The organism is Legionella steigerwaltii, assembly GCF_001468065.1.
In the GTDB taxonomy this organism is placed as follows: Bacteria; Pseudomonadota; Gammaproteobacteria; order Legionellales; family Legionellaceae; genus Legionella; species Legionella steigerwaltii.
Map to the genome: position 1 here is coordinate 1 of NZ_LNYZ01000033.1, position 7202 is coordinate 7202.

The window sequence follows — 7202 nt, forward strand, 5'->3', positions numbered from 1 at the left end:
GAATGGCCGGATATACGTATGCAAATACTAAACTTTTCACTAGCTAATTACTTGCAAAAACGGATGAGTCCATATACGTAGCAACTGTCTTGAATTTTATTCCAAGACAGTTGCAGTCTTTAGTTTTTAATGGTAGGCACAACTATTGTAAACCAAGGTTGACAAATAAAATAACCTGATGGACAATAAATGCGCACAAATCCTTCTTCCTAAATTGATGAAAATTTCTTCTCTATACCAATCAAAACTAAATAACTTCAAATCAACACCTAAATTAGAAACTCCCTTGCGCTTGATCGCACGAGGAATTCATTATGAACATATTAGTGGTGAAGAAGCTGAATTACGTGAATTTATTCTTGATCATATTGCCGATCCTACTGATATTGAAGCTATTAATCAGCCTGATAATGACCAGGGTTGCACAGTCATTGCAGAATTATTTGGTATTTTACCACGCTCTATTTTGGAGCAATCAGAGGAAAATAAAAGAAATATTTTACTTGCCTTTCGTATTTTTTTTGAAAAAAACCCGCTATCTCTTATAAAGTCAATTCAACAAAAAACGGAACATGGTGATACTGTTTGGACATCCTCAGCTTTAGAAAAAATAGCTGAAGCTCCTGAATTATTACAAGAATTTATCCCAGAGTTGTCTTTATTTATTAGCAAATATGCGACCAAACTTAGCGAATTGGAGTTACGCAGATTAGTTGCGGCAATACATGGAAATCAAGTACTTATGGGCTTAGTGATGGAGTTGTATGCTGCCGGCCAATTTAATTTGCCACATTTTCAGAGAAATACTTTAAGTGAGGAAGAACTTGCACACTCACTGAAAATTTACTGGCATCCTGAACAAAAAGGTAATGTGGCCTATTTTTATCAGGATTTCCCTGAGCTTGAATTGTGGCGTCTCTTTATGGATGGTTATCAACAAGAGGCCGGTTGGAGTAATTATGATGCACGGGAAAAGGGCTGTATTAATCAACTTTATCAAGCCTGGTTGTATACTAAAAATACAATGACAGAACCATTAACCCCTGAGTACTTTAAGAAAATACACTCTATTTGTGCGAAAGGTATTATTTGGAATAATACTGAAGGTATGTATCGAAAATACGGGGCTAGTTTTGCACTGTCAACGAGGACTTTAACTTTTCTGGGTTATATAGAGCATCTAACGCAGTTTAATAACTTATGTACATTAGAAAGGCGTGGACCTTTAGGGTTTGATGCGATAACCTCTATAGAAACGGAGCGCTTAGATACTGTCATTAAGGAAATAATAGAAGAATATGAATCAACAGTTTGTACCCATGCTGAAAAACCCGAAGATCTATTATATGACATCATTATTTTTTGCAAGAAATTAGAGCTAATTCATCCTTTTAATGATTGCAATGGAAGATTGTTTTGTAATCTCCTTTTAAATCGAGAATTGGTACGACATGGATTTTCTCCAACCATTCTAGATAATCCAAATATGATTGAAGGTTTTACTATCAAAGAGTTCATGTCTGAGGTAATTCGTGGAATGAACAGTTTTCAACGCTTAAAGACTGATGGATTATTCAACAATGGAATGAAAACAATTGATTTAATTAAAACTCAAATCTATCCAATTCCTGATGTGTGGAATAGGTATCAACTATCTCAAAGTATTCCTCAAAATACGACCCCACTTCTTGGGAAACAAGGAATTTTTGCTGCTTCATCAGAGAAACAGGTTTGTGTAAGTAGCGAAACCTTAAGTCATGGAATTTGAGTTTTAAAAGCTCCCAGGAATGATCTTGAAGTTTTTTAGTTGATTATATATAAACTGAATGTGAATAGGGTCAGGCCCTGATGAATCCCGTCAAATTTCAAAAAAAAGATATATAAAACAGAGCGGTTATAAATTACAAACATCAAGTATCAGTCCCATCATTAAATCATTTTCCGGGCTTTTCAGCCCAGCCTACGCTTGCTCTGTGAGCGTAGGCTATACATGTTTCACATGAAAAATTTGATAGTAAATACTTATTTAAATTAAAATGAATAACACGCTGCCCAAACTATCCTGCTTGAAAATGTTAATGAAACGCTCATTGCTAATTATCTTCTTTTATTTGCACACCATTATTGGAAATACTGCCAGTCAAATTCTGGTTCTTTCTGGCGGTGATAACCCTGGTCTTAATCATTATTCACAATATTTACAAACTAAAACTCTTTATGAGTTTCTAATCAATCGATATGGTAAGGACAGAGTGAGTCTTTATTTTGGCGCAGGAAACAATGAGCTTCACCAACCCATACCTTTAGACGTTCATAAAAAAATCAATACGAAACAAAATAAATACGATAAAACGGATCTCATGCTGACGGGGATGATTACAAATAATCAGAGTGCCACTAAAGGACAAGTCAGTGCTTATTTTTTATCCCCTAAAGTCCTCTCATTAAAACCCAATGAGGACTTGTTCCTTTTTGTTAGTGACCATGGAATGCCTTATGGTTTTTTTGAAGATAAAAGTGTCAATCCCTACAGTAATAATTGCATTGACTTATGGCACTATAAAAAACCTTTTATCAATAACTTTACTAACGAGAACCATTTTAATAAAGCCTGCCTATCTAAAAATGAACTCAGCTCTCTGCTTGCACAAGTTCCAAGCCGACATGTTGTGTTCGCTATGTCGCAATGTTATTCCGGTGGCTTTCACCAATTATCGGTCAAACTAAAAAACGGTTATCCCAGTGCTAATCCTAAAATCTGTGGGTTTACTGCTGCAACTCCAGACCATTATGCTTCAGGTTGCACAGCTGATGCTGACGGAGCTACTTATCAAGGTTATGAACGATCGTTTACTGAAGCATATACGGGAACTAGTATATTGACCGGTCAGAAATTAAAAGATCCCACAAAAAATCTATTTACTGCGCATCAGCAAGCAATATTAGACGACATGACCGTAGATGTTCCTATCAGTACTTCTGATTATTACCTATTGCTATGGGCCGATTATTTTTTGAAAGATCAATTTTCTTCTCGCATTTCGAATTTTAATCAACATGCAATCCAAAAAATATTTAACAATTATCAGAATGAACTTCAATCGATCAAGAACCAAGATTTAGATCAATTTGTTGATTTAAGCAAAGCCAATGAAACTAAAATTATTTCTCTTTTTCCAGAGGCGAAAAAATTTGCACAACTTTCTATAGTGCTGCAAACTAAGAAAATAAATGAATTACAGCAACAAATTAAAGAACAAGGTGATGAGTTAGAGGCAACTTGGGATGGCATGATGAATCTTTATAGTAATGTAATCAATGCACCATGGAATCAAAGCTTAAAACAACATCAAATTACCCTATTAAATACCAAGATCTATCAATTTGAACAAGAGTTCTATCAAGCAATTATGAAACAGGGATTATATAAACATCCTTTCCAACTGGATATGTATTATTTGCAGTATTTATCTGCAAAGAACAATGATAAGGACTTAGTAGACTATCAAAAAAACCGGTTACAATTTATCAAACAATGGGCTGCAGAAAAACATAATCCAACGTTAGTTTATGCAATAAATTACTATCAATCCTTGGACAAAAAACAACAGCAATTACAAAACATTATTGCCAAAAAGGAAAAAGAGAAACAATTACTCAAACGGATCTTAACTTACAACAAAATTATTGCTGCATGGGTTACTTTAATTAGAATTAACGATAAAACTGCTTTAGCTGAATTGCAGGGATTATTGGACTGCGAACATTCTGAGCTGAAATAGATCATCAAAAAAATATATAATCAATAAAATCAGTGATGAAGGCAATGATAAAAAAATGATTGCCCATTGACGATTTTCTTTGCAAAAAAGATTTTTGTTTTTCGTGAACTTTTAATTTAAAATTAAGTTTTTATATAAAGGTCATCTCGATAACATGTAACACTTTATATGTAAACTATCTGTTGTGGAAGTAGAAGATAACTTTATGAATTATTATTCGATTTTGTTGATCATTAACCGACTCATTACAGGCTTACTCCCGATGCTACTGGTTGCTTGTGCGCATCATCAATCTAATAGTCCGGATCACTATGTGATCAAAGGGAAAACATATCATGTGATGAAATCTGCCAAAAATTACAAAGCAAAAGGAGTTGCTTCCTGGTATGGGTCACGCGGTCGGAATCAAAAAACATCGACTGGAGAGCGCCACAACATGTATGCGATGACCGCAGCTCATCCAACACTCCCACTTGGTACACGCGTACGGGTCAAAAACTTGAACAATGGCCGGTCGATTGTTGTTCGAATTAATGATCGAGGTCCTTTTTTATCGAACAGGCTAATTGATTTATCCTTTGGTGCCGCTAAAAAACTCGGTATAAGAGGTACTGCTCCTGTTGAAATAGAAGTAGTTTGAAATCTGAGCAAAAATAGCAAGGTTGGGCCTTGGCCCAACAAAATCAATTTTATTCTCCAAGCTGATTCGTTGTGTGTCATGTATCAGAGCAGGCCCAATCAAATGGTGGAACTAGAGAAAATCAAACCAAAGCTTGATGATTTCCTCAAGATTTCTGATCGTGAATTACTTACTCATTCAGGAAAAATAAGCCATGAAACAGCATTAAAAAAAACACATGAAGAATATGAAAAATTTCGTCAAAACATGCTCAATCAACCCACTCAAGCAGACTTACTGGTATCAGGTTAAATTTATTCGTTCGTACTTCTCCATGCCACTTAGAGAATTCGGTAATACAGTCGTCCATGAATCTTATACAGCAGTTAGTAAATGGGAAAAATGTGGGGATGAAGCAACCAACATGAATGAAAATACCGAGCAAGTATTACGTTTGTTTATTATTGAACAAACTCAAACTAAAACAAAAAATCAGCAATCAGATTTTTATAAAAATTTTCAGAAAAGCAAAGTTTTTCGGGCTGCCAAGAACAAAAATAGTAAATCAAAACCCATTAATATTAACCTGTGCATTTAGAGGTCCAAAAAGCCGCCATAAACCCGCCACACTTTCGGCCTATAAAAACCAAGTGATTTTCACATAATAGCTCAGGGTCAGGCCTTGAATTGTGAATTGGAACTATGGTAACTATGAGACTAATTAAAATCTTTAAATTCAAAATTCAAGGCCTGACCCTGAGGTATTTTCAGTCCTGCATGTGCAAAATTGAGAGATTAATCCAATCTTGTTATATTCCAGATATCTATTACCTCCTGTTCCTTTCCTTTTCTTACGTGCTGTTCTAAATCCTTATAGAGAGGAGTGAGTTCAGCGTAATCCTTGAAGAGCTGGCCTGTCCGGCCCTCTAATAAAACAGAGGCATAAGAAAGAACTTCTTTGCTCCGCTCTGAGGAATCGCTTTCTAATTCTTTAAGTAAGATGTCAATTGCTTTCATTTTATTACTTTTATTATTCGCATTTAATCGAGTGAAAAATCGAAAGTAATTTGCGTCATCTTCTTGTTGGAGTTCTTGCTTCTTGATAATAAATGCTTTTTTCAAATCATCTTTCCATTGTGGTGTTGCCTTTACTAGCAATTCTGAGATGTATTTATTGCTCGATGCCACAGTATCTCTTTGAACAGTAGATTTATTTTGAGATTCTGATCTCAAAAGCTTGCCAAGTGAATTAATATAATACGGACTAGAATTTAACAAAATATTTCCTTCTCTGAGGATTAATCTTTTTGTTTCGATCGCGTGATGTAATTGTTCTTTGTTTTTATCAAAAGCTTCCAAGTTGGCTTTGAACTTTGAAGGACTATGGTTGAAAAGTTGAGTAACTCCACCTGGGCTAATCAGTTGAGCGTTCAAATGATCGTTTATTTTAGGATTGACCCTTACCGCCTCTATGAAGCTTTTGATGCTTTTGTTGAATTCTGTAATGCTTTGATTACCGAAGTCTGTAATTATTCCCTGATGATGCTGTAAAATGAAGTTAATCTCCTTCGATGATAATTTTCTTCTATTTTCATAGATAAAATTAAGTATCCTGGGAAAAGTGTTTCTCTGCGGAATCTGCATGAATTGATCGATATCAATCTGATCAATTTTCTCTGTTTTAAATAACCAAAGTAAACTTTGTTTATTTTGTTTAATAAAAGCTATTTTTTTTAACAAATCCTCGCTCGATTGTATTTTTAAATCTATGAGTGACATAAGACCTGGATTTTTTATCACAAAATTAAGCAACGTGGAGGCTTGTTTATCAGATAAAGAATGGTAGAGAACTAAAAAGGGTGTTAAGGCTGATGCGTTGCCCAGCCAAGCTTGCGGATTGTTCTTTATAAACTTTACTTTAGCTTCACTTGCGTTCAATGGGGTAAATGCTTGAGCATTTACCCCCGGATTAAAATATAATAATTTGCCATACGCCTTCTCCAAATCTTGAAAATTCTTAGGCGTTAATACAGAACCGGGTATATCAGGTTTATTGTTCAGGACATATTCTGCAATATTTTTTGTTTTATTATTTTCTCTAATATAAGAATCCTTATTAAATTCAGCATGATGAACTCTTTCATTTAGACGATGGTTGTGAAAATTCCTTAATTCAACACGGCGACTTAGCTCTTCCAATATCTGCTTCTTGGATATAGGAAGGGCACTCAATTCATCCATTAAAAGATTAATCGTGTTAATGTATTGATTTGCTAGTTCGGACTGAGGATTTTCTTGAGACAATAATTTTGTTAAATTAGGCTCCTTCCAATCTTGCCCGATAACGAGTCTTTCAAGAGCACAAATCAACTTCGTGAGATCGCTCCAAATATTAGCCCAAAGTTGAATATTTTCAGTTTTTTGAAACACTTTAATTCTCTAAAATATAAAAAGTTTTGATCCATTTAGTATTAAAATAGCACAAAATACTTACGGAATTATTAGATTAATTTATTATCATATTGACTAACTGTTTAGTATTTCGCAAACCTATTTCGTCCAAAATGTGCTATTGACTGGTACATCGATAGAATATGTTCGTCATCAACCTGAGCGAGTTTTACTTTATTAGATTATTAAGGAGAAATTAGAATATTACTTTCCAATTGAGATCTATATGAAACTAACCGTGTGTCCAAACGCATAAAGTGAAGGCGATAGCAAGCAATGATATGGACTCATCCTCCCTTTTACCCGGCACCTAGATGAGCCACACTGTTAAGGTCTACCAAACCTTATCG

At 34.7% G+C, this 7202-nt stretch carries 6 protein-coding genes; 5 read left to right on the top strand and 1 reads right to left on the bottom strand.

Annotated features, from left to right (window positions below; translation table 11 throughout):
• The first annotated feature begins 178 nt into the window (after positions 1 to 178).
• The 5 genes from Lstg_RS14845 to Lstg_RS14860 all read left to right on the top strand — a co-directional run bounded on the left by Lstg_RS14845 (position 179) and on the right by Lstg_RS14860 (position 4999).
• Positions 179 to 1768: a Fic family protein gene (locus Lstg_RS14845; RefSeq protein ID WP_058478458.1), complete on the top strand. Its 1590-nt coding sequence runs from the start codon at positions 179 to 181 to the stop codon at positions 1766 to 1768.
• 310 nt (positions 1769 to 2078) lie between these two features.
• Entirely contained in the window at positions 2079 to 3782 is a 1704-nt protein-coding gene (locus Lstg_RS14850) for a hypothetical protein (RefSeq protein WP_238585451.1), read from the top strand.
• A 205-nt stretch (positions 3783 to 3987) separates the two neighbouring features.
• The gene (locus Lstg_RS14855; RefSeq protein WP_058478460.1) at positions 3988 to 4422 is read left to right on the top strand and encodes a septal ring lytic transglycosylase RlpA family protein; all 435 of its coding nucleotides are present in this window, start codon (positions 3988 to 3990) and stop codon (positions 4420 to 4422) included.
• Positions 4423 to 4500: 78 nt separating this feature from the next.
• Positions 4501 to 4713, top strand: a complete 213-nt coding sequence (gene rhuM / locus Lstg_RS17590) for a RhuM family protein (protein ID WP_082650872.1) — start codon at positions 4501 to 4503, stop codon at positions 4711 to 4713.
• Positions 4714 to 4735: 22 nt separating this feature from the next.
• Positions 4736 to 4999 (top strand): hypothetical protein, encoded by a 264-nt coding sequence (locus tag Lstg_RS14860; protein WP_238585452.1) that lies wholly within the window; start codon positions 4736 to 4738, stop codon positions 4997 to 4999.
• A gap of 197 nt (positions 5000 to 5196) precedes the next feature.
• Here the strand turns inward: Lstg_RS14860 and Lstg_RS14865 are convergent, their stop codons facing one another.
• The gene (locus Lstg_RS14865; RefSeq protein WP_058478462.1) at positions 5197 to 6831 is read right to left on the bottom strand and encodes a hypothetical protein; all 1635 of its coding nucleotides are present in this window, start codon (positions 6829 to 6831) and stop codon (positions 5197 to 5199) included.
• Between the last annotated feature and the right edge of the window lie 371 nt (positions 6832 to 7202).